25 protein-coding genes and 1 tRNA gene are annotated in these 25,746 nt (G+C 50.5%); 4 read left to right on the forward strand and 22 right to left on the reverse strand.

Translation table 11 applies throughout. From position 1 onward, the window contains the following. Window positions 1–13: 13 nt before the first annotated feature. From LBF07_RS04445 to LBF07_RS04460, 4 genes are all read left to right on the forward strand, one after another. A complete protein-coding gene (locus LBF07_RS04445) occupies window positions 14–943 on the forward strand; it encodes a formate/nitrite transporter family protein (RefSeq protein ID WP_029740160.1) in 930 nt (309 codons plus the stop codon). 75 nt (window positions 944–1,018) lie between these two features. Next, window positions 1,019–1,093 (forward strand) — tRNA-Arg (locus LBF07_RS04450). Window positions 1,094–1,256: 163 nt separating this feature from the next. Further along, the gene (locus LBF07_RS04455; protein WP_094934253.1) at window positions 1,257–2,426 is read left to right on the forward strand and encodes a tyrosine-type recombinase/integrase; all 1,170 of its coding nucleotides are present in this window, start codon (window positions 1,257–1,259) and stop codon (window positions 2,424–2,426) included. A gap of 297 nt (window positions 2,427–2,723) precedes the next feature. Beyond that, window positions 2,724–3,854, forward strand: a complete 1,131-nt coding sequence (locus LBF07_RS04460) for an acyltransferase (protein ID WP_206461957.1) — start codon at window positions 2,724–2,726, stop codon at window positions 3,852–3,854. 48 nt (window positions 3,855–3,902) lie between these two features. Here LBF07_RS04460 and LBF07_RS04465 read toward each other — a convergent pair whose 3' ends face one another. The 22 genes from LBF07_RS04465 to LBF07_RS04570 all read right to left on the reverse strand — a co-directional run bounded on the left by LBF07_RS04465 (window position 3,903) and on the right by LBF07_RS04570 (window position 25,737). Next, window positions 3,903–5,900 carry an SGNH/GDSL hydrolase family protein gene (locus LBF07_RS04465; RefSeq protein WP_206461956.1) on the reverse strand — a complete coding sequence of 666 codons (1,998 nt, stop codon included), beginning with the start codon at window positions 5,898–5,900 and terminating at the stop codon, window positions 3,903–3,905. Window positions 5,901–6,012: 112 nt separating this feature from the next. Then, window positions 6,013–8,328 carry a GDSL-type esterase/lipase family protein gene (locus LBF07_RS04470; RefSeq protein ID WP_224435112.1) on the reverse strand — a complete coding sequence of 772 codons (2,316 nt, stop codon included), beginning with the start codon at window positions 8,326–8,328 and terminating at the stop codon, window positions 6,013–6,015. Window positions 8,329–8,385: 57 nt separating this feature from the next. Further along, window positions 8,386–10,869 (reverse strand): host specificity factor TipJ family phage tail protein, encoded by a 2,484-nt coding sequence (locus tag LBF07_RS04475; RefSeq protein WP_094934258.1) that lies wholly within the window; start codon window positions 10,867–10,869, stop codon window positions 8,386–8,388. Next, window positions 10,811–11,248 carry an NlpC/P60 family protein gene (locus LBF07_RS04480; protein WP_094934259.1) on the reverse strand — a complete coding sequence of 146 codons (438 nt, stop codon included), beginning with the start codon at window positions 11,246–11,248 and terminating at the stop codon, window positions 10,811–10,813. Before LBF07_RS04480 ends, LBF07_RS04475 begins: the two co-directional genes overlap by 59 nt. Then, window positions 11,241–11,711: a hypothetical protein gene (locus LBF07_RS04485; RefSeq protein ID WP_045409750.1), complete on the reverse strand. Its 471-nt coding sequence runs from the start codon at window positions 11,709–11,711 to the stop codon at window positions 11,241–11,243. The genes LBF07_RS04480 and LBF07_RS04485 overlap by 8 nt, the downstream gene beginning before the upstream one ends. Then, window positions 11,711–12,205 (reverse strand): hypothetical protein, encoded by a 495-nt coding sequence (locus tag LBF07_RS04490; RefSeq protein ID WP_094934260.1) that lies wholly within the window; start codon window positions 12,203–12,205, stop codon window positions 11,711–11,713. Before LBF07_RS04490 ends, LBF07_RS04485 begins: the two co-directional genes overlap by 1 nt. Window position 12,206: 1 nt before the next feature. Then, window positions 12,207–15,695 carry a tape measure protein gene (locus LBF07_RS04495; protein WP_224435113.1) on the reverse strand — a complete coding sequence of 1,163 codons (3,489 nt, stop codon included), beginning with the start codon at window positions 15,693–15,695 and terminating at the stop codon, window positions 12,207–12,209. 61 nt (window positions 15,696–15,756) lie between these two features. Beyond that, window positions 15,757–16,440 (reverse strand): DUF6246 family protein, encoded by a 684-nt coding sequence (locus LBF07_RS04500; protein WP_094934262.1) that lies wholly within the window; start codon window positions 16,438–16,440, stop codon window positions 15,757–15,759. Window positions 16,441–16,499: 59 nt separating this feature from the next. Next, a complete protein-coding gene (locus tag LBF07_RS04505) occupies window positions 16,500–17,243 on the reverse strand; it encodes an Ig-like domain-containing protein (protein WP_094934263.1) in 744 nt (247 codons plus the stop codon). Window positions 17,244–17,300: 57 nt separating this feature from the next. After that, window positions 17,301–17,684 (reverse strand): hypothetical protein, encoded by a 384-nt coding sequence (locus LBF07_RS04510; RefSeq protein WP_094934264.1) that lies wholly within the window; start codon window positions 17,682–17,684, stop codon window positions 17,301–17,303. Continuing rightward, on the reverse strand, window positions 17,681–18,049 hold the full coding sequence (locus LBF07_RS04515) for a hypothetical protein (protein WP_094934265.1): 369 nt from the start codon (window positions 18,047–18,049) through the stop codon (window positions 17,681–17,683). The genes LBF07_RS04510 and LBF07_RS04515 overlap by 4 nt, the downstream gene beginning before the upstream one ends. 2 nt (window positions 18,050–18,051) lie before the next feature. Next, window positions 18,052–18,402 (reverse strand): hypothetical protein, encoded by a 351-nt coding sequence (locus LBF07_RS04520; RefSeq protein WP_224435114.1) that lies wholly within the window; start codon window positions 18,400–18,402, stop codon window positions 18,052–18,054. Beyond that, window positions 18,402–19,070 (reverse strand): GIY-YIG nuclease family protein, encoded by a 669-nt coding sequence (locus LBF07_RS04525; protein ID WP_224435115.1) that lies wholly within the window; start codon window positions 19,068–19,070, stop codon window positions 18,402–18,404. Before LBF07_RS04525 ends, LBF07_RS04520 begins: the two co-directional genes overlap by 1 nt. A 104-nt stretch (window positions 19,071–19,174) precedes the next feature. Continuing rightward, the gene (locus LBF07_RS04530; RefSeq protein WP_224435116.1) at window positions 19,175–19,345 is read right to left on the reverse strand and encodes a hypothetical protein; all 171 of its coding nucleotides are present in this window, start codon (window positions 19,343–19,345) and stop codon (window positions 19,175–19,177) included. Then, window positions 19,345–19,725 carry a hypothetical protein gene (locus LBF07_RS04535; RefSeq protein ID WP_224435117.1) on the reverse strand — a complete coding sequence of 127 codons (381 nt, stop codon included), beginning with the start codon at window positions 19,723–19,725 and terminating at the stop codon, window positions 19,345–19,347. The genes LBF07_RS04530 and LBF07_RS04535 overlap by 1 nt, the downstream gene beginning before the upstream one ends. 2 nt (window positions 19,726–19,727) lie before the next feature. Continuing rightward, window positions 19,728–19,991, reverse strand: a complete 264-nt coding sequence (locus LBF07_RS04540; protein WP_224435118.1) for a hypothetical protein — start codon at window positions 19,989–19,991, stop codon at window positions 19,728–19,730. 10 nt (window positions 19,992–20,001) lie between these two features. Beyond that, window positions 20,002–21,096, reverse strand: coding sequence for a major capsid protein (locus tag LBF07_RS04545; protein ID WP_206461948.1), 1,095 nt, complete (start codon window positions 21,094–21,096; stop codon window positions 20,002–20,004). 11 nt (window positions 21,097–21,107) lie between these two features. Further along, window positions 21,108–21,536, reverse strand: a complete 429-nt coding sequence (locus tag LBF07_RS04550) for a hypothetical protein (protein WP_206461947.1) — start codon at window positions 21,534–21,536, stop codon at window positions 21,108–21,110. Between the two features lie 3 nt (window positions 21,537–21,539). Beyond that, window positions 21,540–22,925, reverse strand: a complete 1,386-nt coding sequence (locus LBF07_RS04555) for a DUF2213 domain-containing protein (RefSeq protein ID WP_206461946.1) — start codon at window positions 22,923–22,925, stop codon at window positions 21,540–21,542. A 72-nt stretch (window positions 22,926–22,997) separates the two neighbouring features. Beyond that, window positions 22,998–23,306: a hypothetical protein gene (locus LBF07_RS04560; protein ID WP_025759838.1), complete on the reverse strand. Its 309-nt coding sequence runs from the start codon at window positions 23,304–23,306 to the stop codon at window positions 22,998–23,000. Window positions 23,307–23,345: 39 nt separating this feature from the next. After that, a complete protein-coding gene (locus LBF07_RS04565) occupies window positions 23,346–24,323 on the reverse strand; it encodes a phage minor head protein (protein WP_206461959.1) in 978 nt (325 codons plus the stop codon). Then, window positions 24,277–25,737, reverse strand: coding sequence for a DUF1073 domain-containing protein (locus LBF07_RS04570; RefSeq protein ID WP_094934273.1), 1,461 nt, complete (start codon window positions 25,735–25,737; stop codon window positions 24,277–24,279). Before LBF07_RS04570 ends, LBF07_RS04565 begins: the two co-directional genes overlap by 47 nt. Window positions 25,738–25,746: the final 9 nt, after the last annotated feature.

The raw sequence follows: 25,746 nt of genomic DNA on the forward strand, positions 1-25,746 counted from the left end.
TCCGGGAGCAGATATGAAAGATGTAGGCGAAGAAAAAATTGGTGAGAGCACTGAGGAGCTTGAAATTGAAAGCGAGGAGAAAGCGCGCGGCGAGAAGATAGAAATTGATGAAGATCGCCTCCCCTCCCGCGCAATGGCCATCCACGAGCATATACGCCAGGATGGTGAAAAAGAGATGGAGCGCGACGCGATGGCCCTCTTCTGGTCAGCCATTGCTGCCGGACTCTCAATGGGCGCATCTCTGCTTGCGAAAGGGATATTTCATGTGCAGCTGGAAGGCGTACCCGGTGGATTTTTACTGGAAAACCTCGGCTATACCTTCGGCTTTATTATTGTCATCATGGCCCGCCAGCAGCTGTTTACCGAGAACACGGTGACCGCCGTTCTGCCGGTGATGCAAAACCCCACACTCGGTAATTTCGGTTTATTGATGCGGCTCTGGAGCGTGGTTCTGCTGGGTAATATCATCGGCACGGGCATCGCGGCATGGGCGTTTGAATATATGCCGATCTTTGATGAACCCACCCGGGATGCGTTTGTGAAAATCGGCATGGACGTAATGAAAAACACGCCGGTCGAGATGTTCTCAAACGCCATCATCTCAGGCTGGATTATCGCCACAATGGTCTGGATGTTTCCTTCAGCGGGAAGCGCCAAAATTGTGGTGATCATATTGATGACCTGGCTGATTGCGCTGGCGGACACCACGCATATTGTGGTCGGTACCGTTGAAATCCTCTATCTGGTCTTTAACGGTACGCTTCACTGGAGCGATTTCTTCTGGCCGTTTGCCCTTCCGACGCTGGCAGGAAACATTTGCGGCGGAACGTTTATCTTCGCGCTTTTAAGCCATGCCCAAATTCGTAACGACATGTCGAACAAACGCAAAGCTGAGCTTAAGGCACGGGAAAATGATGATAAATCGACAAAAAAATCGACCTGAATGGTGACTCTTTGAGCAGTCAGGCGGCGATGCGCTTAACGCAAAGTGTAAATAAGGCTATACTCGTGCCGCCTCGTCCCCTTAGTTAAATGGATATAACGAGCCCCTCCTAAGGGCTAGTTGCAGGTTCGATTCCTGCAGGGGACACCATTTCTTCGTTACCCGCCATTTCCTCTCATTACCAAAATCCCTGATATCACTGTCACACAAACATTTCGACGTTACCGCGCATTACTCAACATGAATTGACTACGCCAAACTTTTGCGGGCATAGTGTGGGCACACTGAAAAATGACCATGGATTTATGCCCGCATGCTTACGGTAAAGCAAATAGACGCAGCAAAGCCTGCGGAAAAATCATATCGCCTGGCAGATGCCGGAGGGCTATTCCTGTTCGTTCCCCCGTCAGGGAAAAAGGTGTGGCGTATGCGGTACCGATTCGAAGGGAAGGAAAAGACACTCGTTATCGGACCATATCCTCAAATATCTCTCACAGAGGCCAGGTCAAAACAGTCAGAAGCAAAAATGAAGTTGCTGGCAGGTGTTGATCCGGCAGAACAAAAGCAAGCCATTAAAAAGAAAGAGAAAGAAGCTGTAGCCGATTCATTCGGTGACATTTTCCGAGAATGGCATGCTCACAAATCAAAGGTGTGGTCGAAAGGATATGCTGACGAGATGATGAGTATGTTCACGGATGACATACTGCCGATCATCGGTCATTTACGCATGGAGGAAGTCGAGCCTATGACTCTGCTGAAGGTCATCAGGCTGTTCGAGGACAGAGGCGCAATGGAACGAGCTGATAAAGCGAGGCGCAGATGCGGTGAGGTTTTCAGTTATGCGATCGTAACCGGACGAGCAAAATACAATCCATCGCCAGACCTTGCAGGGGCCATGAAAGGATATCGCAAGAACAACTACCCTTTCCTTCCCATGCATCGCATACATGAATTCCAGCGGGCTCTTAATGCGTACGGTGGCTGGGTAGTAATGAAGATTGCCGCGCAGGTATTGCACTATACAGCTATGAGAACCGTCGAGATGAGATCGCTGGTATGGTCAGGAATAGATTATGAGAACAGGATTATCAGCATCGACCCGTCGGTAATGAAAGGCAGGAAGCTTCACATCGTTCCTATGTCAGATCAGGTCGTTGAGCTATTTAAAGTATTGCAGCATATAACCGGTCAGTATTCGCTTTGCTTCCCCGGCAGAAACGACAGGAAGAAGCCAATCAGCGAGAACGCTGTTCTTGGTGTGATTCGTAGCATTGGCTATGAAGGACAGACAAGCGGTCACGGTTTCAGGCACCAGTTTAGTACTGTGCTGAACGAGAAGCACTGGAACAGTGATGCTATAGAAACGCAGCTGGCACACGTCAGCGGTGGTACCAGATCTGTTTATAACCATGCCGCCTATCTCGACACGCGCCGCGAGATGATGCAGTGGTGGGCCGATTGGCTGGATGAAAAGGTGTCATAAGAAAGCAACACAAAGCCTTGCAAACCGATGCAAAGCTTGTGTGTGCCGCTTTGCGGCAAATTACCACATCATAGCCAACTTGATTTTTCAACTTAATATTCAATAAGTTAAATGTATTTTAAATACCAGTTGACGTATCTTTTGCCACGAATAGAATTACCACACTTAAAATCAGAATTTTCGCACACTATCAACTACAGTGATTTTACTCGAAGAGCTACTCTCGGGGTATTGAGTTCTCGGGTTATCAATATGCTCATTGAAAGGATGCGGATTGTATAATGGATCATAGTTCTAATGAGAGAAACCATCTATAACATCCAGGCACTAAGATTTTTTGCTGCCTTCTCAGTTGTCTTTGCTCACCTGCAAATCAGTAGATACTCAGGCATAGGAATTAAGCCGGATCTCTTTGCAATCGGAGCTTTTGGTGTTGATATCTTCTTTGCGATATCAGGATTTATCATGGCGTTTGTTTCAAACGGAATGAAAGGTAGCAACATACAAAACTCTGTTGAGTTTTTTATTAAAAGGGTTTTCAGAGTCGTCCCTCTTTATTGGATGTTTATTTTTGTGGCATACATACTTGCCTTTATGTCCATATCCTGCCCTCCTAACCTTACAGTTTGCCCTTGGTATCTGAGCGAAAATTACAATTTTGCTAAAACTTCTTTTGATTGGCTATTTCAGTCTCTGACATTCACCAACTGGACAAGGGGGCCAATATATTCAGTTGGGTGGACACTAATATACGAATTCTGGTTCTATGTTCTTTTTTCAATTTGTTTATTGTTTGGATCTAAGCCTTTAAAGTTCTTCTCCATTCTAATGGCTCTTGTAGCAGTCGCTGGCATTCCGTCATTTTCATCATCAGTGCCTCCCGGTGTAATGACAATTTTTCTTCATCCTTTCATGATTGAGTTTGTTCTTGGTGTCTATCTTTACTCAATTTTTAAATCTAATAAATTGAGCATAAAAATGATTGTCCCTTTGCTTGCTGTTTGCGCGCTATGTGGAGGTTTGTATCAGATAAACTCAGTTGTTACTTATCTTGGTTCTTTCGCCAGGCCATTACTTTGTGGAGGAGCAGCGTTTTGTGTTGTTGCTATAGCTCTCACACTTGAACGTGTAAACATAAAAGCAAATAAACTTCTAGTTACCCTTGGTGACTCAAGTTACAGTCTTTATCTTACGCATTGGCTTGTTGTTACTAACTTACCTGCAATGATTGATATATATGGATATAGTAATATGTCTTTTACCACATTCGTGGTGATTAATGTATCAGTATCACTTTTAGCATCTCAGGCTGTTTATTATTTAATCGAAAAGCCAATAAGAAAATCATCTCGGGTTATTGTTGGTGACTTGCTTTCATCATTAAGAATAGGAAGTAAAGTGTCAATTAAAGCCAGCCAAAGCAAATAGCCTATCCCACACGCAATGTCTAATATCTTGGCATTGCGTGTGGTAATATTAGATGAAAATATTATCCATTGATATTACATTACTGCTATAATTTGCAACCTTAACATTCCCATCTGAATCTATTTCTGTTCTAATTAGTTCTCTACTCCCCCATTGAACATATCTCTTAATTGAAGATGGTGATATATGTGAAGGTATAGAAGCTATTATGCCGTTGAATGGTTTTTCGCAACTAACCTCTCCAGAAAGTTCAACTCCTCCACTCACATATCTAAATTTCAAAGAACCTTTTACACCAGCCGGGAAAGAGTTTATTGGTATCCATTCTGATGGGATTTCTACAACAGGGCAAACTTCAGCAGCGATTGCCTTGGCAATTTCATAACCAAAAATACGATATGCATATGCGGTTGGATGTAAGTTATCCCGTAACATAGAGTCTGCAAAATCTGATGATACATAATCAGGATTTACTGGTCCTGTAACACAGGTCATATCAACTAACTGCAGACCATTATCTGCCGCAACCCTTCCAATTTCTGCCCGAATATCACCACCTTTATTGGAGTTATTTGTTAGTGCATAAGCCAAATTTTTTCTGTCGTCTTTTAAGTACCACATTGGTGGAATGACAATTACAATCCTTCTGTCTTGTAAAAGAAGATCATTAATAACCTTATTCATGGTTAATGAAAATGATCCCAAGTCGTTTCCTCCTTGAATGTCATTAGTGCCTATGAATATAACGACAACATTAGCATCCACAAATGGGTTACCAGCAAGATTTTCAATTTGCTTAATTAATGTCTGACCTGAAATAGCACGGTTCTCAATGCCATTTATTCTGATTCCTAGAGATCCATCAAGAGCTTCTGCACACCACGCTGGCCACGCGCCATGCACTGCACCATCAGTAATGCTATCACCAATCATGCCAATAGAAAAAGAGCGAGGGGACTTGGCAATCTTAAAGTTGTTTGTATACCATCCTGTAAAATTACTACTGCTAACCAATTTATTGCTTATCGCACCTATCCCAGCATATTGAATTGTCCCGGAAGTAATTTTCAAATCTACCGCAACAACGCCATTTATTAAAATCTGACCACGCACTGGACTTACACAACGAACAGTTAGGATATTATTGCTTGCTGAGTATGTGGCAGTTCCTCCACCATCAGGATATATTTTACGCTCGATGCTCGGCTCATCTTTATATTTTACTGTTAATAGCCAATCACCAAGAGTAGGATCGCCTCGAAGAATTGCATAACCTGTAGAAAACAAAATACCGGCTGCAATTTCACCTCCATTATTTGGAATGTTATTAACAGCTGCCTTTAACTCCAATCCTGGCCTTACCGGAACAATCCCAATATGACAATTTCCACCTACTGGAGGGGTAAGATAGAGGCTACTAACAGAACGACCAGCAGGAAGAACCGTAGTTAAATCATCACTTACTCCTATCTGAAATTGTTTTATCAAAATTGAGTCAGCATTGACAGGAGTTGCTCTGCAATCAATAACGTCACCATCATTTAACCAAAGAGACTTATTTGCCCATTTACTCCCTATGTGAAAATTCTTCCTTATGTCGACGAAGTAATTTCTTGGATCTCCACCATCGAAATAAACTCTAAAATCATTATCTGTTACGATAAGTGCATGCACCATATATGCTGAGGCAGGTCCTCTTATCACCACTCCACTTACCGGGCTCATGATAAATCCGGTAAGGTCTGTGTTGAGTGGGAAGTCGTAGACACCAGGGTTTGGAAAGATAATCCGCCCTCCAGACGCTGCTATTTTAGCCTTTGATAAAGCATTGGCATTGATAGATGGTGGCTTACCAACTCCACCTCCAAAGTCATTGATGTAGACTTCGCTAAAAATGTTTTCTTTCGTAGGGAGAGTTTTTTTGTTTCTTCTTTGGTGTGCCACACCGTTTCCGGATGCTGTTTCTGCTGCGTGGGCACCATAAGCACCAGTTAAGAGTGCTAATGGTGCTACCATCTTCAAAAGAATCCTTCGTGTGATAGCCATGTACTTATCTTCCTGGTAACGTCATTACTAAAATGTGGATTGTACAACGTTTAAAGTACATTATCTCAAAATCAGCATAGAAATTTTCTGTAGTTCACACCTGTTAAAAATGTTAATTTGTCAATATTATTCCATCTAATGAAATTTGATTTGATGATGGGTTGTTATGGACGAACGCAGTCCCGTCAGTCCTGATGGCAATAGGAATGCTACCTGTGTTTCCCCACTGAATGAAATATCTGTCAATGCTTTGCCGGATACATTCTGGAATAGTGAAAATAGTTCCGCTCAGAGTCGCTGTAGCCTCCAGTTTACCACGCAATTCAATACCTACTTTTGTATATCGATACTGCGCTGTTCCTGAAACACCAGCAGAGAACGTAGTGAATGACACCCAATCTGATGGAGTTTTCACAACTGGGCAAAGTCGAGCAGCAATAGCGCGGGCAATCTCGTATCCGTAAATGCGATATGCATAGGCAGTAGGATGCATGTTGTCGCGAAGAATAGGATCCGCAAATGTTGATGCCAAATATCCAGGATTCACAGGTCCAGTGAAGGTGGTCATGTCTACTAATTGCAATCCTCTGTCGGAGGCAATACGACCTACCGCAGCGCGTATATCTCCGCCACGATTAGAATTGGTGGTGGCTCCGCCAGGATTTCCCGGTACGTCTGATGAGAGATACCATTGCGGAGGGATAACTAGTATGCTCTGCCGACCCTGTGATTGGAGAGTGTTAAGCAAATTTATTAATGAGGTCTGAAACGCTGATAGAGAATTTCCACCTTGAATATCATTCGTGCCGATAAATACTGCCACTATTGAGGCATTAACAAACGGATTTACTACCAGATTTGCAATTTGCTGATCAAGCGTCTGGCCAGATATCGCTCTGTTCTCTATGGCATTAATACGAATACCCAGTGATCCATCTAGTGCCTCTGCTGCCCATACTGGCCACGCACCATCAACAGCGGCGTCGGATATGCTGTCACCAATAACCCCTAGCACCTGAGAGCGGGGACTAGAAGCGACTTTGAACTGCCGTGTGTACCAGCCTGTGAAATTACTTCCGCTCACTGCACTGATACTGGTCGCACCCACACCCAGCCACTGGATTGCCCCCCCTGAAGTCTGGAAGTCTGCTACTACTACACCATTAATCAGCACCTGTGCACGAACTGTGCTGATGCACCTTACGGTAATCAGATTATTACTGGCTGAATATGTCGCGGTACCTCCACCGTCTGGATTAATGACAGCATCTGTTGATGGTTGCCCTGCATACTTAGTGGATAATGACCATGATCCAGTAGAAGGATATCCTCGAACGATCGCGTATCCCGTGCTAAACAGAATGCCAATCGCTATTTCACCCGCGTTACTTGGGATATTATTCACGCCAACTTTCAACTCAGTTCCTGGCACGGCAGGAATTACGCCCAGCTGGGTTGTACCGCCCGTTGGTGGCTGTAAGAATAAAGAGCTCGCAGAACGCCCAGCCGGAGTTACGTTCGCAAACGTATCTCCCACACCAAGAGCTATTTGCTTAACGAGAATGTTATTGGCATTCACTGCTAAAGGAACGTAATTATCAATGTCACCTTCAGTTAACCACAGAGATTTATTAGCGCCTTTACTCCCTGCATGGACATTGGCTCGCATGTCAATATAGTAGTTTTTAGGGTCTCCTGCATTGAAGTACACACGGTAATCGCGAGTGGTAATAATGCCAGGATTCACTGCATTGTTCGATGCTGGGCCACGGAAAACCAAGCCTACATCAGGATTGATAACAATGCCAGTCATGTCAGGAAAGGCGGAAAAGTTATAAATTCCGGTGGAGTTTTTAGGGAAGGTGACCATACCACCATTTCCTGCTGCAGCCTTTGCAAGATTAAATGCTGCAAGGTTATCGGAGACAGACTCACCACCACCAAAATCGGTAATAAATACTGTTTTATTTAGTCTGTCGCCAACTGTCGTGCTTTTATAACCGGATAGAAAAGCGCCTGTCTCTTTCGCTAAATCTTTTCTAAGGACATCGGCAACATCAACTGGCTGCCACTTTCCTGAGCCAACGCCACCGGCCGAAGCTGGAGTTGATCCGGGAGGGACGGTTTTTGGCAAAGTTTCCAGGTCATCCCATCGGTACCATATATTAGTGCTTTCATCCTGCAACAGATCGCCGGCAGACGTAACTGTACCGCCATTCTGGAAAGAACCTTCAAGGTTCCAGCCAAGGTTATAGATTTGCTGCAGTGCCAGTTGCGTAAGACCTTCAATGGTGTAATGAGCATTACCAAAACGATCGATGTATTGCTGAGCGAATGAAGTCGCGAATTCGTCAATTTTTCCCGCGTTAAATTTCAGGTCGCGAGGAGATTCGCTTGGTACAGCATTTTGAGTAGGTTGCGTAGCCATATTGATTCCATAAAAAAACCCGGCGCGGTGGCCGGGTTGGGGTGATCGGGATGGGCCTTATTGGTAAATCAGATCGCTATACTCGGCGAGGGTTAATGCAGTGCTGCCCTTTCCGTCTGGTTGCTTAGCCGTGATAGTCCACTGCCCTGCATCGAGCTCCTGTGAGGTGGCGATGACGTACCTTGAAGGAGACTGGACGTCGAAACCATCAAACAGGTTGAGCTCAATGCCAGGGATAGCAGCGGTAAAGCCGAACGCGGTATCAGCGCGCGGAGATGCCGGGTATCGCGCGGTGGTGGCACCTGATGAGTCCGTGACCTGCACAAACATGGATCCGGAGAAGTTGATGCGTTCACTCGTCTCAAAGTCATTCCCAACCCGCGACACTATATAACCGGCCTGCTGGTTGGTGTCGTATGTGTCCGGCACCTGAACCATATCGCCAATGTTTACCCACTCTCCGTCAGCCATTGCCGTTACCTGCATGGTCATACGGGAGTAGATAAGGCGCCTGCATTCCCTGAGCGCGCGCTCCGCAGCCTGGAACCTGTTCCTGACGTACAGCATTTCGAACTTCTTCGCTTTGGCCGGCGATCCTTCAATGATGGAATTTCCGGATATCCGGTATCGGACAAAGTCCTGCTTATTGGTGTCCGGGTTGCGATACTGCACTTCAACGCCGTCATAGCCGCCAGGAAGCGTCATGTCGTAGGAGAGCGAGTAACCATCTGGCCTGGTGTTTGAGCGGTTGAATATCGTGGCCGCAGACGTCTTTTTGCCGTCTCTAGTGAATGACAGCACGCCGTTGTCGTCGTAAACCGATACGCTGGCGGCGTCACATATTGTCTCCATGCGCGAACCGAGCGACACATCCTCATCGTCAAAGGTGAAATCGAAATACCCCAGACGAGGGTCGATAGCGTCAATTTCAGCTTGGATCTGGTAAAGGCCGTAAATATCAATGCTCGACTCAGGCTGCTGCCCGACCACCAACCAGTTAAACAGCGCGATGTCAGCGAATTTACGCGATGGTCGGAGCGTGTAGTCGACCTGTTGCGTCATCATGTTATAGCTGATGACGTGGCGGGTGATCAGCGCGTTGTACTTCCTGTCGCGCCCGCTCGAGGCATTCTCGGTGGCCCGGACTTTTACCATTACCAGCGAATCTTCAGCGTGAACGACGTTTGTCCTGACGTTTACCGCATGAATCTCTTCGACCTGCAGCTTGCTCGCGTCGCTGCTGTTGTCGGTCCTCTGGAAAGTGATTGCATAACGCCCAAACCCGCCAGCCGGGGTGAGTTTGTCAGTCCGGTTAAACGTCTCCGACATGTAGTCGTGCGGAGTGGTCTGCCGGTACGTAAACGTCTGCTCCGTTCCTGGGATCAGGTTGTTGTCATTGTCCACTTTCCAGATGTTTACAACCCAGTTCGTTTCGCTGTTCCCGCCGAGCCCGGAGTTAGTATGCAGCCACAGCTGGCTTGATGGTATCGGCGAGAAGAACGGACCGACGATAAGCGCGGCGTTATCGTTCAGAATGAACTTCGTCGTGTTGATTGTTGCATCCTGAATCGGAATGGATGGTCCATTCAGGTTGTCGAAAGTGAACGTGTAGTAATATTTCGGGTTAACAACGGCGCCGTCGTTCGTCTCAGCAAAACTGATGAGACGTCCGGAAAGCGTGACGTCTTCTGTACGCGTTCCGCCGGTGATCGGATACGTCACGTTGATAGTGAACGTTACCGGATGAGGGAAAGTCAGATCAGCGAAGTAGTCGAAGTCAGCCTGTTTAAGGATTTTCATCGCAATCTGCCCACCAGCATATACGCCGCTGATGACGGTGCTTGCTGTCGCGGTCTCAATCGGGAAATCGTCGCTTTCGTTAAGGCCTGGAACTTCCTGCCCGTCGACATCGTCGAACTGATACCCCTCGTTCACCACCGGGATGACATTACCTGGCTGGTAAATGGTATAGCTGGCACCAGCCATAGAACCAAGATTCGACTCCGAGAAACGAACAGACGTTACATCGTACTTCCCCAGGCCAAACACCATCAGCTCAGTGATGTATTTCAGGTTGCTGATATATTCAAAGAGCGACTCCTGAGCCAGATCAGGGAAAGAGCGGACCTGGCCGAAATTGTCCGGCTTCGCCTCGCCATTGCGCGCGATGTTAGTCTGCCCCTTCAGGCTGTTATTAGGTGAGGTCTTACTGTTTCCGCCGCCGGCGTTCGTGTTTGGCTTCGGCATCAGCGAAGACAACACCTTTTGGGTGAACTTGATCGGGTTCAGGTGCTCGAGCGGGTTTAGCAACGTGCCGACAAGACCGCCGCTCTTCGGCTGGTCGAAAATTATTACCCGGTCGTCATCCTGAAGTGCAAACTCCAGCTCATCATCGGGTTGCAGTTCTTTGCCGTTAACGTTGATGCGAATATCGCGGTGAAAACTTTCCTGCTCAAGCCACTCGGAAAATAACGTGCCGGCTTTAACAATCGCCCGGTCCTTCGGCATCCCCGGAACGCGCTGAATCTCGATTACCGGCATAGGTGTAAAACTCCACTCTGGTGAATAGCTTCTGTATTGTCCGGATAGCGTCGAACCGGACGTGTCCATTTTCCCCGCGGCTGTGCAGCGCGCGACCGTCAACAATCAGGCCGACATGCACAGGCTGGCTGCCAACCCAGGCGACGAAGATCCCGCTCTCAGTGAACGTGGCGCCAGGCTGCCAGAACACGACATCAGCGTCATAGCACGTCATGAAGTCGCACCCGGATTCGTAATCCACCGTCTGGTGAATTTCGATCCCCAGAACGTGGCGGTAATAGAGGACCACCAGGCCCCAGCAATCAGCAGCGTCAAAGCTACAGGCGCGGTTACTCCATGGAATGCCCTCCACACGGGATATAAACTCGTCTTTAAGCATTCTGGAGCCCCGGATATTCTTCGACAGTATACAGCCGCCCGACGTTGCGATTGAGCGGGTTAACGCGCGTCAGGCTGCACGTCACGTCCTTGTCGTCCATCGAGCAGTCGCTGACGTAGAGTGTCCACGACTTGATGGCAGTCGTCATGTCAGCTGCGTCAAACTGCTGGTACGTCGCCGAGATGGGCGTTATGCGCGAGTAGGCTTTCCACTGCTTGAGCTGTTGCTTGAAGTCCTGCGCCAGCCGGCCAAATTTGACGGTACTGTCAAGGATCGGCGTGTTGCTCTGCTGGCTTTCGGTTAACTCCATTCTGCATGGTGTGTAGACCTGGCCGCCGAGCGTTTTGGGGAAAATCTGGTTATTAACGAGCCTGATATAGCCAAAGACCGGGCTGTAAAACGTGATGGTTTCGTACAGGATTCGGTTTGGCCTTCGGCTCTGAAATTCTCTGAGCGTTGGCATTATGGCACCTTCGGTAAGCTCTCCGGGTCGCGCCCGTCAGGATAGCCAGTGACAACGATATCCAGCCAGGATGCCCATGGCGGGGGCAGCTCAATGATAATGTCGTCAAACTCGTCATCTGAGTTAACCAACTCGCGCGCAACGACATCACCGCTCCACGTGAAAATGGAACCGGACTGTGACCATGACGGCCAGGAGAGGAAGTGTAATTCCTGCACCTCAACGCCAGTATCTCCAGTCCCGGTACCGAGCGGCATCGTGAACCACTGATTGCAGTTGTCGAGGTAGTTCGGGCTGCGCAACCACTGCATGAACGCCCGGTGCTGATCCTGTGTGAAGATCCACGTCAACGAGAAGGATGTCTTCAGGTCGTCGGTTAATTTCTGAAATACCGGCGCGCCGACCGTCGGCTGGTCGACGCGAAATCCGGTATCGGTGGTTGGCGATTTCCCTTTCTGGGCCAGCGGCAGCCAGTCAGGGTAAGGAATTGGCATGTTATCCCCTTGCTTTGCGTGGCGCCTGGTGATTTTGCTGGATTGCCTGACCGATGCGGCCGCCCTGGCTGATATCGGCAACAATCATATCGATCGTCACACCGCTACCGTTCTGGGTCGCCTGCGCGTCGACAGTTGCTCCGGTATAGTTCTGAATGTTGATTGTGACAGGCACAGAACTACCACCTGCACCGGCATTCATCTGCTTGTTGCTGATGACCTTCCCGTTATCTCCGGGGATCATGTATTGGCTGCCGTTCGACGCCTGGTAGATTTCAGGCATACCGCCCTCACCCACCTGATACGTACGTCCAGCCGATACCGGGCCGCCGTTCTTACGCTTGCCAGCAATACCACCAGCCATCGCCATAGCCGCGATAAGAGCAGCAATACCGATCGCCGCAGCACCACCGAATGAACCGATTGAGGCAACGGCCGCCGCAGGGGTCCAGACCGCCATCGTGGTCGTGGCCGCCGCGGTGCTTGCCGCAGTGGTTGTCGCTAAACCAGCAGTTTGCGCCGCAGTGGTGGTGGCAATCGCAGAGGTTTGTGCAGCAGCACCCATGACGGCAGATTTAACCCAGTCGACGCCCATCTGAACGAAGCCGTTAATTAGGCTATTCAGAGCGTTGCTGGCGAGAGATTGCATTGCCTCCTGCGCCGACATGCTCCCGGTGATGATGCCGGTTAAGGCATTGGATGCATTGCCTGCGAGAGAGTCAAAGCTCGCGGCCAGCAACTCATTTCCCATACTTTGGTTACGGAAGATCTCCCACTGGGCAGCGATGCGCGCCTGCTCATACTGCGTGTCAGTTGCAGCACGCAATGCCATGGCGTTCTGGTGAGTAATGAGCCCCTGCTGCTCGTATGCCTGAATAAGCGCGAGTTTCTTGGCGTTCTCGTTAGCCAGTTGCTGAACAGGGTCAACTCCGCCGACAGCCTCCTGCTGTGGCGTCACTGCCTGTTGAGCCTGGATTTTCGCGAGGTTAGCCTGGTGCGTTGCCGCCAGTCGTTCTGAGGTCTGGTTGTACTGTTCCTGGCTGATTTTCTTCGCAGCCAGCGCCGTATTCAGATCCTCAACATCCTGTTTGTAACTGGCGTTCTCAGCCGCTTCAGGAAGAAGCTTCTGAGCTGCAGCCTCTGCCTTGATAGCGTTGGCCGTATCCCATTTTTTTGCCGCATACTGTCCGGCCAGTGCGATCTGCTCTTTCGTAGCACCTTTACCAAGGGACTGCTGAGCATTCAGGATCGCCTGTTCACGGCTCAGTTTGTTTGTTGAGTCAGCCGCAAGCTCTGATTGCTGCTTCAGGTTTGCCAGTTTCTGAGCAACAGATTCAGCGGAAGACGCTGATTTTTTCCCCTGCTGCTCACTCTCTTGTTGAGCTTTTTTCCTGGCTTCTTCTGACTTCTCTAAATCATAATTTTCAGCAGCCAGCCTGCCAGCTGCAGAGATTTGATTCTGATTGTCAGTGACCTTGGCAGCCTGCATCCTGGCTTTGGCTATCGCCCGCTCTCTCTCGTCCTGAATTTTAAGTAATTCATTCTGCTCTTCCAGAGTAGCGATAACTTTATCGCCCTCCTTGGTCGCGGGAGATATCTGCAGCGCTTTGGGGTCGAAGCTTTTTCCGGCCTGATTGGCTCGGTTTATTTCATCAGCTGTCTCTCCAAAGGCTTTCGCTACCGCCCCCTGAACCTGCTCAAGAGACCAGGATTTTTCGATGAGTTGATCATGAACTCCCATCGCCGTGAGCATGTTGTTCGTGAGTGTGCGAGTCGCCTCTGACGCGGTTTCTTCTGTTCGGGATAATTTATCCTTTGCGGCCTCAAGATCTCGCGTCTTGCGAGCCAGCTCATCAGACACCTCAGCCTGTTGGCGAGCGAAGTCTGTACCTTGCCCCATAGATTCAGCAACCTTCTGGGCAGCCGGGGTAAAGTTCTGGTATCTGTCTCTCAGCGAGTCAACTTCACTTTGCAGATCCGCAACAGCCTCTTTCTGAGCTCGAATAGAATTATTGGCATCTGCAATAGCCCCACGCAGCTGCGTGTTCGACATTGCATTCATGGCGGCGTTGAGCTTATCCAGACCATCGGCGAAGGCGATAGCCTCCTCTTTTGCCTGCTGAGCTTTCTGCCAGAAATAGAAGATCGCGCCGGCAGCAAGCATAGCCGCCCCCGCTGGACCACCTATAAGAGCAAGCGCACCACGAGCCATTCCGATACCAATGGACGCTGCACGAGCAGCTGTCGCTGCACGGGCCGACGCAGCAGCCTGGGCAGTTTCAGCCTCAGCAAGGGCAAGAGATGCGGTAGTAGCCCGAGTTTTCGCGGCCACAAGAGCATCCATTGCCAGCATCTCTGCAGCGCTACCTTTTGCCACGTTATACTCAGCCTGGGCCAGCGCGAGAGAAGATAGAGCAGCCTCTTTATCAGCAAGAGCCTTACGCTGAACAGAATTAGCGGCTACCAGAGCAGCCTGTGCCGTCTGATTGTCTGCGACAACCTGCTGACGGGATGCTGCGATATCAGCAATTTTCGCTGAGGTAGCCATGGTCAACGCACCGACATATCGCGCGCCCATAACGCCAGCAACAATGGTCAGAGTAGCGCTGAGAACGTCCAGGTTTTCACTGAGTGAAATAACTGAATCACTGAATATTTTGACGCCAGTTTTTACAGTGGCATTCTCGCCAAAGAACTTCGTGATGTTGTTGTTGGCAATTTCAAGAGACTGGCTGATCGTGGCAGTGGTTTTAGCGAACTCCTGTCCAATTTTATCGCCCTGAGAAAGCAACCCATTCACGATCACATCAGTGGTTAACTTGCCCTCTGCAGCCATGTTTCTGAGCGCCCCAATGCTGACATTCATAGAGTCAGCAAGAGCAATCATGAGCCGGTTACCCTGCTCGTTCACAGAGTTAAATTCATCACCTCTTAAAGCTCCGGACGCCAGCCCCTGAGCAAGCTGAATGATTGCGTTGCTTGCCTCCTCGGCTGTTGACCCTGACACCACGAAACCCTGGTTAATAATGGTTGTCAGCCTGGTAATGTCCTCTACACTGACGCCATAACTTCTTGTTGAACGCTCCAGACGCGCATAGAGTGTGGCCGTGGCATCAAGACCTGAGCGAGTCTTTTGAGAGATGTCAAAAACACGCTCTGTGACATCAGCCAGTGTTTCAAACGGCGGTACGGACTCCCTGACGGCGTTTTCCAGTTTATTACTCAGGTCCTGCCATGCCTGGGCATATGCGCCAACCTGCTGGACAGAAAGAGCTGCTATGAGCGCTTTCGCGACGCCAGTTAAGCTGGACATAGTGCCTTCAATCGAGGACAGGGATCGCTCAGTGCGGTTTAATCCCGCTTCAAGACGACCCATGCTACCGTTAAGACCATTCAATGCGGCATCGATATCCCGGCGTCCCTGAAGGATCCCGGCGGTGTCCATGTCAACTTCATAAACAATCGTTCCAGCGCTGACAGTACCAGCCATAATCTAATCTCCGGGCAATAAAAAACCCCGCCGGTGCGAGGTTTTTTGAGTGTGATTTTATTTAGGTGGCCCGTTTCGCCCGGGCTAATCGTTTTTCTTTCTTCGCCAGATAGTCATCTGCGACTGCGTCGTACTCGTCTTTTGTGAAGCCTTTCTGGTCCGGATATTTGGCGGCAATTAAGAGCTGAAATTCCGTCATGGATAATTGCTCTGCTTCCGCCCGGCTCATGCCGAAGTGATTACGTGCCGCGCTGATGTACTCGAAGGCATTAAATTCGGTTGTGGTCTCTCCACTCTCATGGCGCTGCAACTTGCGAACCTTTGCTTTTCCGATGATACCGTGTGTAATCAAAGACTGAGCAATCACCAGCATGTCGAATTCATCCATCGATCCACGGCGAATTTTAAACGTCTTTCCTGATGCTTTTGCTGGTCGAATCTCTCCGATTAACTGCGTCACATCATGGTCGCAACAAGCCGCCAGTACCGTCATGGACGCCATAACTGCCTTCCGCCCGTAACTGGTCGATTTAATATGCTGAATCAGCCACTCAGGAATCAGTCCATACGCTTCAAATGCTGATTGCAACACATTTGAAATCTCGTCGTGATGCAGTTCGTAGAACGCCTGCACAATCTCTTTCGGTTCGCCGATGCGCGTCATATTAATGAACGATGGACGGAAGAAGTATTCTTTCTCACCGACACTGATAAGGCATTCGCCAATCTCTTTCATGGGGATCATAGCTAAATCCGGTAACAATCATTTTCGGGGCCACCAGGTGGAAGCCCCTGAAATGGCAATTACGAAGCGGTAACGGTTACAGCGGTAGTTCCGACCTTCCCGCCGTCTGTAGTGGTGAAGGTTGCGTTACCAGTGCCTGCAGCGACGCCTGTGATCAAGCCACTGGTGCTAATGGTGAACTTCGATGTGTCAGAAGATGCCCATACACCGGTTTTATCAGTCGCGTCAGCAGGTGATACGGCCGCAGAAAGCTGCCGCGTCGCGCCAACAACAACTGATGTGGTGGCTGGCGTCAGCACAACGCCGGTTACAGGCACTTCGTCAGGAGTTTCCTGCACGTCAATAGTGTCAGAATCAGACACCTTGAATTCGGTTGAGAGTGTAACGATGTCATTACTTCCGCCATCAGAGCTAAGTGCGGTAATAACCATGTATCCCTGAAATTGCACCGGGCCATAATCCATAAACACCCAAATGGTTGGCTGGCGGCCTGCTTTAACTTCATCGTTGTAGTATTTGATGAACTTGCCGACGCCAAATTGATCCAACTTGTCGCGTTTACGCACCTCACCTTCAAAACTGATGGTGAAATCCGAGTTAGTAACGATATTTTCAACGTATCCCTTCGTGTCATCAGCATCGCTGGTAACAGTGTTTGGGCTGAAGTCGAAACCCTTTGAAGTGCCAGCCATGAGAGCCTGGCGCTCGCTTTCCGGTGGGACGGCATCAGGGCAGCCCAAGGCTACCTCTAACACAACGGCACGACCAAATAGCTTACTGTTGTCAGTAGAGCAGCCTTGCATAGTTACTTACCTCTTTGAAATGAAAAAGGCCGCCGAACGGCAGCCATTTGATTGCGCTTACTCCCCGTAGAGGCAAGCGAATTGAAGTCGGAACACGATCCTTCCCTCTTCGGTTAATACTGGCGGCGGGATGCCCCCCATATTCTCGATATGGCCGACACAGCTATCACTGATGGGATTGTCCTGGACGTAATCAACGATATGCTGAACAGCATCCAGTGCGGCCTTACGCTTATCTCTCGCGCCGATGACATCAACCAGAACGTGATACTCCGATCCAAGCTCATTACGGATATTAGCCCCACCGTTGGGACGGAAAACCATAACTGCCTTCGACGGGTCGCCCGGGTCGTCATACATCAGTTGCTGAACGGTGAAGCCAGCCGTTAATCCTGCATTAACGAACAGGTTTCGGACCCGCTCGTACATCATGGGCGTCATAGCGAGAGCTCCTTACGAACAACATCATCAATAGCTCCGCGCTCTTCCTCAAAACCAGCAGTGAGGAATTCTTTTTTAGCAGTTGAGCGACGGAAAATCTGCGGGTTGGCCGGGTCATGAACATAAACGGCATAGTTGGTCGAGTAACCCACCCTGCCTGTGATTACTGCTCCGGCAGTTACGATTTCGCGAAACTGGCTATTTAAAAGTGCTGAGGTGTCGATCGGTGTGTAGAGCGCCGCTCTTGCCGCCCCCAGAATCATCGCCGACTGGAGCGCTCGAATGATTTTTCGACCCTGAATATCATTCAGAATTCGGTCAATATTGCGCTCAACACGTGCCGCGCCGCGAACCTTGATACCCATGGCTACACTCCCGTCAGGATGGCGTAATCATCCACCAGGCGCTCGAACGTGTCTGCGTACCGGATAACCTGCCGCACCTCGTCGGCGCCGGCCACAACCGGGTCAGCCTCGGTAGAAACGCCAATAAGCAGGTAATCACCAGTGGCCGCCAGCGCGAACTCCGTCCAGACAGTGTTCTTAACGACGATTTCTGCACCCAGGCTGGCTAACTTCTTGCTGAGCCCGCCCTCGTAATCACAGAGGATTTGCTCAGGTTCGGCATAGCCCTGCGGGTCGCCTATCTCATCGTTTCCGCCAACCTTGCGCCAGATGGTCGCGGTGGCGGTGTAAGACCAGCGAGCAATTTCCGACATTACACCACCCTCCGATATGAGCGGCCCTGTTTAATATGAGCAATGGCACCTTTAGATACGTTGTATCGCACTGCTAATGGCTTCAGTTCCTCTCCATTAGCAAGCGCTGCTCGTATCTCTCTAACCTGCTCATCCGTTAGCTTTGCGTGTGGAGGTGTAACTCCGTGCATAGGGTTGCCAGTACCAGAATGAAGTGCAGACATTTTCGCCCTAATTTCAGGGCGCTTGCTTGCGCCTTGGCATGGCAATTTCTTCCCATACCAATAGTTACCGCTACCTTTAACCCTTTCACTGATTTGTTTTTTGCGCTCATCTGAAAATTTCATACCCGCGCAACTACCGGCGTTTGGTGCAATGTTGAATGCTGGCTTTAGCAAATCAAAAAAGGATTGTTCAGCAGGCACTAGTCCAGCTTTGTCTTTGACAATTTCCAGAACCGAGAACTCAAAGACACCTTTGCCATGCTTATTCCATGACTCCTGAAGGTTTCTGTTTCCATGCGTGCCTTTCCGCAGCTTATAGCGATGACTCGCCCACCGTCCTGAAATGTTAACCGTAGAGCCGATATACGCCTCACCAGTGATGGTGTTGGTAATCTGATAGACGCCTGCAACGCCATTATAAGATGGCGCATTATGGTGCTGATGGCTTAAGATTTGATGAGCCATGAGTTACCTCCGCAATAGGTAATGATGGTTAGAGCCGGTGGCAATGTTGACGCATTCCCCGGCTCGTTAATTTTACCATTTGCTGGCTTTTTATACACCAATTCTCACTCCTTCCAGCGCAGCACCTTCGCGCCAGTCACCCGGATGCGAGCACAGTTGATATGCCACTCGCCGTCCGATTTAACGTAGCCTGTAGTTTCCCGCCCGGTGTCAGTCATTACCCATACGCGGGTGAATGAGCGCGGCAGGCCATGCTTAACTGATTTGTACGTCATCAGCAGCCACCCACAACTTCAAAGAAGCCAACAGTATTGCCTGCGCTAATTGGCAATTCTCCAGTGCATCCACTCGTATCAAGTTGAGACAGGGAGTTGCGTAGCCAGGTGATACTGTCGTCGCCATACTCAAACGAGCGGGAAGCGCCAGACGGCGCACCCTGCGATTTGATGCGTCGAGCACCGGATGACGTAGCCATCAACGCAGCTGCATACATCAGGATCAGCTTCGCGGTGCACTCGTCATACCCCGCACCGTCGAGGCACGGGATAATCTTGTTCACCACGCAGAGGATTGGATCCAGTAGGGCGCCCGGGATGGAGTAACCCAATTCACCGAGAAACGCCTGCACGTCTGCCGCTGTGATTGGGTCAGCCATGGTTATTTCGCCTTTTTCGATTTAGCGGAGGTGTCTGCCTGCTCTGCCTGCTCTGCCTGCTCTGCCTGCTCTGCCTGCTCTGCAGGATTATCGCCAGAAGTAGAGACCTCAAGCTTGCGATCACCACCGGATACGATTTCCACCAGACCAGCGGCTTTCCACTTTTCCGCGGTGTCTTCGCTTACTTCCACCGTTGCACCAACCTCCAGTTTCTGGAGATTGGCAAGGGAGAAAAGGTTATCGCTAATCACTTTAACCAGTGCCATATCTCACCCCTTAGCTGTGTGCGTAAATGACTGATTTTTTGCTGTTGATGTCGGTCTTAACCATCAGGCCAGCAGCGCCCCAGGTGCGCCAGATGTAATCGCTGTTGTAGAACGGACGCGGATCGGCAACGGTACCGAACGCCTGGCCCACAATCGGAGCAATCACGCCTGCAGTCAGCGGAACAATCAGGATCTGGTTGCCGGTCAGTTGAGCATCTTCTTTAATCGCGGCAATACCGGACAGTTTCAGAAGCTCTTGCAGGATGGTGTCTGACTGGTAGTTGTCACTGAAGTAGCGCTCCAGGTTGGAGATGATGGCGCTGGAAACATACCAGGTCTGCTCTGCGTACTGATTGTTGGTCAGCTTGAGAGTGTCGCGCAGCTTAATCGCCGCGTTACGGATCTGCTCTGCCGTGGCGGATGCGCTGGTGAAGTCGATATTCAGACCAGATGCACCCAAATCAACAAGAGCCACACGCTCGTCGTTCTTCAGGCCTTTCCAGGTCTTATCATCAAACTTGATGTAGTTGCCTTCTGCGTCACGATAGCCGTTGTAGATGTAATCCACATACTGGCGACGAACTTCGTTGGTGGACTCGAACTGAGCATCAGAGATGATGTCGAACGCATCCGGGTTGTTCAGGCGAGGCTCTCGCCAGTGGAACTTGAAGCCGGTATCGTGCACCGGAACCATCGTGCCGTCGTACTGGTACTGCACAGCATCCAGTGCCGCACCGATCTGGCCTGACATGGAGGTGTGAGCCCACATGCGGCCGCCGGATTTGGCGTATTCGTACACGGTCTGGTTGATGCGCACCGAACGAGACAGCGGCATCAGGTCGTTGAACAGGGTGAACTCTGTGTTCGGCTGGAATTGACGCAGCACAGTCTGGTCAAAGGCTTTGTACAGATCAGCAGGTGAGCGAACAGCGTTGATGCCATTCAGCTGATTGACTGTATTCAGGCGATCAGCCATTTCCTGCATTACGTTAATGCCCTGATGGTTCAAAGCGGCATTACGCTCCTGCGTCAGCATACCAAACTGGTACTGGTTCACGGCCAGGTTGCCGGTCTTTTCGCCCAGCGATTTAGAATAAACAAGCATTCAGTGACTCCTTACTTAATCACTACGCGAATGAGGTCGCCAGCAGCGGCGGAGATTGAGCGCTCTTCGTCGCAATAGCAGCGGTCATTTTCGCCAGTGGCCCACTTCTTCACCTGACCGTTGACGATTGAGAGAGCGTCGCCTTTTTTGTAGGTACCGGCGGCAGCGCGGACGTTCAGGAACATTCCCGGCAATGGGTGGATGCCAACCAGCAGATCATCGACAGCGAAAGTGTCATCTACCGTTTTGCAGCGCAGATAGTCAAAGTCAGCGACATAGATAATCGCTGTTTCGCTACCATCTACCGACACCTTGAAGACGCCAGCATCAAAGAAGCCCAGGGTACCAGGCTTGACCGCAGTAGCGCGGCCTTCACGGTTGAGCAGCGGATTAGGGAATACGCCACCGGCGTGAATTACATGTTTTCCGTCTTTAGCCATTTTTTACTCCGGCATTTCGCTGACTGATTGGGTGTTGGTAGCCTGTCGGAATGCACCGTTCAGGCCGAAGGAGGTCTGGCACTTGGCATACATGGCGTCGAGCGCCTTGCCGTCCAGATCTGCGACTTCTTCATCGCTCATGTTCATCGCCAGCTTCACAGCCGCGCGCTTTTCGCCTTTCTCTTTGTCGGCGTTCGCGCTCAGGCTGTTGAAAACGACGTCCACGCGATCGGCGAGTGTTTTCGCCCACGCTGGCATCTCTTCGTTATTGGTGACCTGCTCTTTTTTCTTGGGCTTGCCGGTTTCAGGGTCGATTTCTTCATCGCCTTTTTTCTTGGCGGTGGCTTCTTCGGCCTTCATCTGGTTGTATGCGTCCATCAGCTCGGCGTCGGACTTGCCTTCAGTCGGCTTACCAGCGGCTTGCAGCGCATTGATAATCAGTTCTTTCATCGGATCGTTCTCTCCGTTGGTTTTAATCTCGTACTCAGTGGGTTTGCGCACGACTTCTACAGGTTCGCCGACGAACACGGCCTTGCCGTCGTCATCGATGAGGTACTTCTGCTTCAGGTATTTGGTGTCATTGCGGTAGATGAAGCTGTCCGGCCACACCGTTTCAGGCCAAAGCCACTTATCTTCGGTGTCACCCTCGCGCAGCTTGTCGCTGATAGCGCGGGAAATGTCGTCGAAAGAGAAGTTGGAGGCATTGGTGAAGAAGAATTTGGTTTTGTTGATCAGCCCGTCGCGGGTGCAGTCGATACCATCAGCCAGGCGGGCAACTTCGATCTGTTGCTCATCACCTTCTGAGTTAACGAAGATGCCTACGCCCTCCTCCGGCGTTCCGGCGCCAGGCTCATCAAGCAGAACCGCCACATGGTCAAACATCATGTTGGTGGCGATCTCGTTGTATTTCTTACCCTTCGACTCGCCGTTGGCGGCAATACCGGAATACAGAAGGCCGGTGGAAATGTGGATAGGGTCCGAGTTGGTACCGGCCAGCATCTCATCCAGACGGTTGATCAGGCGCTTGCCCTTATCTCTCGACTCGGCGTACTGGCGGTTGACGTACATATCGCCCGTCACCTTCCCGTCTTTATGGCTGACGTTTTGCAGCCAGGCACCGACGTGGTACTCGTTCACCGCCCGGACATCGCGCGCCGAAACATGTTTGCCGTCCACTTTCGGGTGGCCCAGCGGCATCGGGTTACGCTCAAGCGTGTTGTAGGCCTTTTCGATTTCTGCTGCCGGGTACAACTTCCGGTTCATCACAATATCGTCCACGACAGGCGTGATGCCGCGAACCACGATATGTGGCTTGCCGTCGATGGTTTCAGTGGTGATGTTTGAAGCGGAGTTGACGACGGTCAGCACGTTAACGCGGTTGCGTTTCATGCTGGGTCCTCATTGGTGGAATTCAGGCAGTAAAAAAAGGCCGCCGGGGCGACCTTTTAACAATTGATGGATTTAAACTACAAGAGCTTTGAGTGTAAGACTTTCAAAAAACTCGTTTGAATTTAAGGTCACTTCTTGAAGAGTGGCATCATAGGAGTGCTCAGATTTATTGCTGATGAGAGTAAATTTCAGCTTTTCCTTACTGAGGCTTATTAGGCGACTAATTTGCTCCCTATCAAATTCAGCCTCTTTACGAGTAAATACCAGCTTAATTTGTCCGTTGCCAACTTCAGCCACGTACTCAAAGAGAGAAAGTCTTTCAAGATTTATGGATTGTTGCTTACCATTGCCTACGTGAACAACTGTATTTTGGTCAATCATAAAACCTCCATATCATAAGAGGTTAAAGATTATTCCCATTTACTTGTCGATCCAAGACTTTCTTTCCCTCGCCAGCTTATCCGCCAGCCCTTCATTGAAGATGCTGCCGTCGTCGTTGAGCAGCACCGGAATCTGGCTGCAATAGCAGTTGTACCGGTTGCCGTTTTCAGCGTAGAAGTCCCGCACCTCTTCGGTGGTGTAGACCTTGCCGTGTCGGCTGGCGTGCCAGGTGCGCGTCGTTGGCTTGAGCGCTGACAGCCACAGCAGGCCGGTATTCAGCCCCAGCCGGTCAGCAGCCCAGTCCGTTTCATTCCACTGAGCCTGACGCAGCGCGCCGACCTGTTCAGTCTGAGCGATGGTCTTTGCTTTCGACATGGACACATCAAGACGCTTGCTGATGACGCTGGCTGTCTCGCGTGGGCTCACTCCGCGCGCTACCGCATCGGTGATGATGTTGGTTAAATCGCCGCGAGCGTTGTCGCTGATGACCTTCCAGTCGCTGAACGTTGTCAGCCTGGCTGACGCTATCTGGTTCAGGTAGCCCGGACTGCTTAAAAGCTGCTGCAGCGTCGTCTGACTGGCGTACACCTGCGACTGCACCGAAAGGTTGGTGAAGGCGTTTAGAGTGCCGCGGTCATACTCCGCAATGACATAGTCCATCGCCCATAGGTTCTGGTTTCCGCCATCAAGAAGCTCATCATCCAGAATCGACTGTACAACCTGCAGCAGGTCGGCCAGTTCAGCAGCTGTCATGTCATAGATGAACTTACCGGCATTGACCTGATACAGCGACGGCTCTGCGCCATCGTTGTTGCATATCATCCAGGACTGCTCGCCATTAACCTCACGCTGCTGCCCTGTCAGTCGCAGATCAAACAGAGCCTTAAGCCTGCGCTTGATGTTCAGATACCGGTCTTCAATATCATTGAACATCCGGCTTACCTGCCGCGATGACTGCGTGGGGTCAGCTTTATTGCGCGGTACGATTGGCGTCCCGATTCTGGTTTGCGCTGTCATCATCATCTGTCAGCGGATCCTTATCGGTTTGCTTTACATCAGGGTTAGGTGGCGACACAACCTTGCGAGGCTCCAGCTCACCGACTGCGCGGATTTCGTTTTCATCCACCGCCGGTGTGCCGTATGCCTGCTGAGTATCTTTCGCCACAACAGCCATTGCCTGCATGTTGGCAATTTTCTCTTTTTCGCTCGGCGCGAGCAGATCAGACCATGCCAGCGTGACCTCTCCGGATGATGGCGGGTCAATGACGCCTACGGTCCAGAAGCGCTCAAGCACGCTCTCTACAATCGTCGACTGGAATCCCCAGCGGCGGCCGTTACAGCGCTTCGCCCAGTCTGTTTTGTCCTCATCGGAGGCAAGGCGCCCCGTCTGCTGACCAAACAGTATGGTGAACGGGCACTGGATCGAAGATGCAAACTCGTTGGCTGCCACTGTCCAGGTCGGGGACGGGTCTGCCGCCGCAACAGAAAGCACCGACGGCGTGCCGGCCTGCATAACCAGGGCCGCATCCGTGCCACGGTTCATCTTGGCGACTTTGTCGTTAAGCGCCTCGCCCAGGTCTTTGTAGCCAGATTCTGTGGCTTGCTTTGACAGGTTCGCAATGTTGGTTTCTTTGTCGAACGCAATCCCTAGCTGACGGCTGGCATTCTTCAGGAACCCCTCGGCACTACCGCCAGATACCTTTTCAAGGTCGAGCAGTTTGTTGTAGCCCGCTCGCAGGAAGGGTACGCCAGACAGCATGTTCTCGTCTTCTGAGCCTTCGCAAAGGATGATGATTCTCTCTGGGTGCACGGTAACGCCACGCACCGGGCCGTACGTGCCATCATCACCAACTGGCTGCTCGTTGAAATTGTACGAAACTGGCTGACCGTACGTTTCTGAAAGCGTGTCGGTATCGAAGTTACCTGGCTTGACCTGTGATTCCCATGCGGGGATTAGCTTAACGATAGGTCCGCTACCGATATTTCGCAGGGATTTAACCTTCGCCCGGTCTACCGGCTCATGCCATTCCTTGCCGTCGCGGAACTGAATGAGCAATGCCGAGTACCGGCCAACAAGATTGCGGCGATCCGCATCCTTAATTTTCGGCCAGTGCTTCTTCAGCAGCTTTGTAACTGACTTTTCCCAAGGCGTAGTCTTAGTGGACTCCTTCGCACCATCTCCATCAATTATCGTCGGATTATCAACCCAGCACGAATCAAGCAGCTTATGGACTGCAGCAAACGCCACCGCGTTGCGCTCGTAGGCCCGATAGTAGCGGTCGAACTCGAGACTGTTTGGATAGCCGAACTCATCCCACAACTTCGTGCGTTTGGTGTTTCCCGGCTGGCCCGCGTACAGCATGCGCTGTCGCCCGATAGCATCAGCAAGGGCATTAACGAGGAACTGTTCCCCGGTGCTTAATTCACTCACTGATGAGCT

The sequence above is a fragment of the Enterobacter cloacae complex sp. ECL352 genome (assembly GCF_020149545.1).
In the GTDB taxonomy this organism is placed as follows: Bacteria; Pseudomonadota; Gammaproteobacteria; order Enterobacterales; family Enterobacteriaceae; genus Enterobacter; species Enterobacter asburiae_B.

What these genes read in the sequence shown, in the direction of transcription:
- LBF07_RS04555 (WP_206461946.1), bottom strand. Translation starts at nt 22,925, where the DNA reads ATGAAACGCAACCGCGTTAACGTGCTGACCGTCGTCAACTCCGCTTCA.
- LBF07_RS04505 (WP_094934263.1), bottom strand. Translation starts at nt 17,243, where the DNA reads ATGCAAGGCTGCTCTACTGACAACAGTAAGCTATTTGGTCGTGCCGTT.
- LBF07_RS04550 (WP_206461947.1), bottom strand. Translation starts at nt 21,536, where the DNA reads ATGGCTAAAGACGGAAAACATGTAATTCACGCCGGTGGCGTATTCCCT.
- LBF07_RS04560 (WP_025759838.1), bottom strand. Translation starts at nt 23,306, where the DNA reads ATGATTGACCAAAATACAGTTGTTCACGTAGGCAATGGTAAGCAACAA.
- LBF07_RS04535 (WP_224435117.1), bottom strand. Translation starts at nt 19,725, where the DNA reads ATGGCTGACCCAATCACAGCGGCAGACGTGCAGGCGTTTCTCGGTGAA.
- LBF07_RS04485 (WP_045409750.1), bottom strand. Translation starts at nt 11,711, where the DNA reads ATGCCAACGCTCAGAGAATTTCAGAGCCGAAGGCCAAACCGAATCCTG.
- LBF07_RS04530 (WP_224435116.1), bottom strand. Translation starts at nt 19,345, where the DNA reads ATGACGTACAAATCAGTTAAGCATGGCCTGCCGCGCTCATTCACCCGC.
- LBF07_RS04500 (WP_094934262.1), bottom strand. Translation starts at nt 16,440, where the DNA reads ATGATCCCCATGAAAGAGATTGGCGAATGCCTTATCAGTGTCGGTGAG.
- LBF07_RS04545 (WP_206461948.1), bottom strand. Translation starts at nt 21,096, where the DNA reads ATGCTTGTTTATTCTAAATCGCTGGGCGAAAAGACCGGCAACCTGGCC.
- LBF07_RS04515 (WP_094934265.1), bottom strand. Translation starts at nt 18,049, where the DNA reads ATGGGTATCAAGGTTCGCGGCGCGGCACGTGTTGAGCGCAATATTGAC.
- LBF07_RS04470 (WP_224435112.1), bottom strand. Translation starts at nt 8,328, where the DNA reads ATGGCTACGCAACCTACTCAAAATGCTGTACCAAGCGAATCTCCTCGC.
- LBF07_RS04495 (WP_224435113.1), bottom strand. Translation starts at nt 15,695, where the DNA reads ATGGCTGGTACTGTCAGCGCTGGAACGATTGTTTATGAAGTTGACATG.
- LBF07_RS04490 (WP_094934260.1), bottom strand. Translation starts at nt 12,205, where the DNA reads ATGCCAATTCCTTACCCTGACTGGCTGCCGCTGGCCCAGAAAGGGAAA.
- LBF07_RS04540 (WP_224435118.1), bottom strand. Translation starts at nt 19,991, where the DNA reads ATGGCACTGGTTAAAGTGATTAGCGATAACCTTTTCTCCCTTGCCAAT.
- LBF07_RS04480 (WP_094934259.1), bottom strand. Translation starts at nt 11,248, where the DNA reads ATGCTTAAAGACGAGTTTATATCCCGTGTGGAGGGCATTCCATGGAGT.
- LBF07_RS04460 (WP_206461957.1), top strand. Translation starts at nt 2,724, where the DNA reads ATGAGAGAAACCATCTATAACATCCAGGCACTAAGATTTTTTGCTGCC.
- LBF07_RS04475 (WP_094934258.1), bottom strand. Translation starts at nt 10,869, where the DNA reads ATGCCGGTAATCGAGATTCAGCGCGTTCCGGGGATGCCGAAGGACCGG.
- LBF07_RS04510 (WP_094934264.1), bottom strand. Translation starts at nt 17,684, where the DNA reads ATGACGCCCATGATGTACGAGCGGGTCCGAAACCTGTTCGTTAATGCA.
- LBF07_RS04455 (WP_094934253.1), top strand. Translation starts at nt 1,257, where the DNA reads ATGCTTACGGTAAAGCAAATAGACGCAGCAAAGCCTGCGGAAAAATCA.
- LBF07_RS04565 (WP_206461959.1), bottom strand. Translation starts at nt 24,323, where the DNA reads ATGACAGCGCAAACCAGAATCGGGACGCCAATCGTACCGCGCAATAAA.
- LBF07_RS04525 (WP_224435115.1), bottom strand. Translation starts at nt 19,070, where the DNA reads ATGGCTCATCAAATCTTAAGCCATCAGCACCATAATGCGCCATCTTAT.
- LBF07_RS04465 (WP_206461956.1), bottom strand. Translation starts at nt 5,900, where the DNA reads ATGGCTATCACACGAAGGATTCTTTTGAAGATGGTAGCACCATTAGCA.
- LBF07_RS04520 (WP_224435114.1), bottom strand. Translation starts at nt 18,402, where the DNA reads ATGTCGGAAATTGCTCGCTGGTCTTACACCGCCACCGCGACCATCTGG.
- LBF07_RS04445 (WP_029740160.1), top strand. Translation starts at nt 14, where the DNA reads ATGAAAGATGTAGGCGAAGAAAAAATTGGTGAGAGCACTGAGGAGCTT.